The sequence below is a fragment of the Oleiphilus sp. HI0117 genome, from assembly GCF_001635235.1.
In genome coordinates this window covers 1-2,587 of the sequence record NZ_LWGA01001028.1, presented here as the reverse complement: position 1 = coordinate 2,587, position 2,587 = coordinate 1, and the positions used below count along the sequence as shown (strand labels likewise).

2 protein-coding genes and 1 pseudogene are annotated in these 2,587 nt (G+C 41.8%); all 3 read right to left on the bottom strand.

The window, feature by feature from the left end; translation table 11 throughout:
- Nucleotides 1-571 (bottom strand): annotated as a pseudogene (locus tag A3757_RS18410) (NADH oxidase); the annotation flags it as partial.
- 168 nt (nucleotides 572-739) lie between these two features.
- The gene (locus tag A3757_RS18405) at nucleotides 740-1,735 is read right to left on the bottom strand and encodes a putative solute-binding protein (protein WP_068510722.1); all 996 of its coding nucleotides are present in this window, start codon (nucleotides 1,733-1,735) and stop codon (nucleotides 740-742) included.
- A gap of 209 nt (nucleotides 1,736-1,944) precedes the next feature.
- The coding region (locus A3757_RS18400; protein WP_369819572.1) for a patatin-like phospholipase family protein at nucleotides 1,945-2,587 on the bottom strand (643 nt) is incomplete at its 5' end.

The window sequence follows — 2,587 nt, the reverse complement described above, 5'->3', positions numbered from 1 at the left end:
TGTGGTGTGGAGATAAAAACTGGCTAACCAAATAACCGTGAGCGCCATGAATTTGTACACCATCGAAGCCTGTTTGTTTGGCAAGTTTTGCGGCGGTCGCAAACTTTTCGATTATTTCTAAAATTTCGCTTTCTTCGAGCGCACGAGGGGTGGCAAAGGTGTTTTCAAGCCCCCCACCTAAAGGAATAGCAGAGGGGGCGACTGGCTGCTTTGTTAAAAACGTTGGCGATTGCTTACCTGGGTGGTTTAATTGCATCCAAACTTTGGTGTCATTCTGCTTTGCAGCGTCCGCCCATTGAATGAAGCTCTCGAGGTCGCTTTCGTTATCTAGAACAACGTTTTTTGNTTCGCCAAGTGCTGCCCGGTCAATCATGACGTTACCTGTGATAAGTAACCCAGTACCGCCAGCTGACCAGGTACGATATAACTTAGCAAGTCGCTTGCCCGGATTGTGCTGTTTGTCTCCCAGTTGTTCGCTCATTGCAGACTTAAAGAATCGATTTTTAACGTTTACATTACCTTGTTGATATGGCGTAGCAAAACTTAGACTTGGGTGTGTAGTGCGTGACATGAGAACCTCGGTTTTTGGTTTTTATCTTATTTTGCTAATAATATAGATCTATATTTGTGACCGCTAGTCATGAATAGTGTAATACACATTCCTACCAATGGATTAATCGCAGACAATAAAAAGCCCGGCAACGGCCGGGCTTTAGAAAGTAAAAGCTAAGTTAGCAAATTACTCTGGTGTACCACACTCGGCAGCAGTTGGATTTTCAGAACAACGGATTTTCCAAAGCATTTTTAAAGCTTTAGGGTGGTGGTTACCCTCTGCTTTTAGAGCCATACGGATTTCACGCTTAAACTTAGTAATTTCTTCCTTAGTTTTAGCATCTGTTTTGATCCAATACTTCGCTGGGATTTCCGCTTCAGCATCCTTAACCATTTTATTAATGTCAGGAATACGAGAAAGAATGTACTCACGCATCTTTTGACCAAAGTCGTCTGCAAAGCGGTCCTTGTGAGTAACAAGCTGCATCATGCCGTAAAGGAGTTTTTCGTCGATAATACCGCCGTTCTCGCCGAGACCGTGATATAACTCAAATACGTTATAACCAAGCGCGACCATTGGTAGAATGTCGATATTACCGTTATTGAACTGGCCCGAGAAAGTGGTCAAAGAAGTGCCGACCGGAGACGCACCAACTAGGTTAGCAAGCTTCAAACTTTGTGGATCTTCGTTAAGAACCGAGATCTTTTTGCCGCTAAATTCTTCAACTGAGTCAATATTTCTGTCTCTTACGAATAGGTAAACAGAACCAACAGGCAAAGTACCAACCATCTCGTAATTACCATTCGTAAGTAGCTTGCCAACTTTCGGGTTAGTCAAGGCCTTTAGAACGATACCAAGCTGCTTCTCGTTGTTGATGCCACCAATTGCATCCAAGGTACCACCAAATGGAACGTATGGGCTACTCAATATAGAGGTAAGAAATACACCATCACACATACCGGCTTTAAAATCATTAGAGGCAACTTTTTCATCGGTAAAAGCTTCCAAATGGATATCTAGACCCCAAGGAATAGCTTTTGCTTTCAAGTCAGCGAAGAATGTCATTGCAGGACCGTTTTTTCCAACCGGGTCGTACATACAGAACTTTTTCTTTTCAAGTGCAGAAGCTGTGGCAGCAGTCGACAGCATTACTAGCGCAAGTATAATTCGACGAAATGTCATAATGTTTCCTTAATCCTCATTAATTGTTTGATGTGTAAGAACGTTCTTTTCTTATCGTTATTATGGTGCGAATAATAACAAAGACATGTTCGAAAAGAGACATCAAAATTGACTGCTAGTCACAAAAATAGATTTAAATTTTGGCAATATTAATATTTTCTTGTAAATACAATTGCTTACCATTTTCAGAGAGGAGTTGTTAAATTTGGTTAGCTGTTTTTCATATCTGCGTTAAAGAAACTTTCAAGCTCCTTGGACTTAGCTTGAGCGTCCTTGTATCCGAGAGCTATGAGCTCTCGCATAAACTCCCCTTCAAACAAAAGATAGCTAGCCAGGCTCACGCCGCCTTCAATTGGTTCCTTGTTTAGACCAAAAAACTGTTTAATAGGTCCGGGTAGTTTGGAAACATGTTTAATTGCAATTTCATCAATTGGTTCGCTTGGGTTTATCACCAAGGTATCAATAAACCTTAATCCCAAATCGTTGGCGACTGCTTCTGGGTCCTCAACTCTTTTTAAAAGGCTGTTGATGACAGCGACCTTTTCAACGTCCTTTTCTACAACATCAATAAACATTCCGTTTATAACATGCTCTAAGATAGAGGGTCGCTTTGGCTCTTTTTTACTTTCCTTGCGAATATGACGATTGGTGAGGTTCGCGCTAACACCAATAACCAAAATTCGATTCGCACCAAGGTGAACTGCAGGGCTAAGCGGTGCCATATTACGAGCAACACCATCGCCAAAGTACTCTCTATGTATCTTGACTGGTGGAAATATGGTCGGGATAGCAGAAGAAGCCATGAGGTGATCAAGCGTTAGTTTTGTTTTAACGCCCACCCTATTCCCTGAT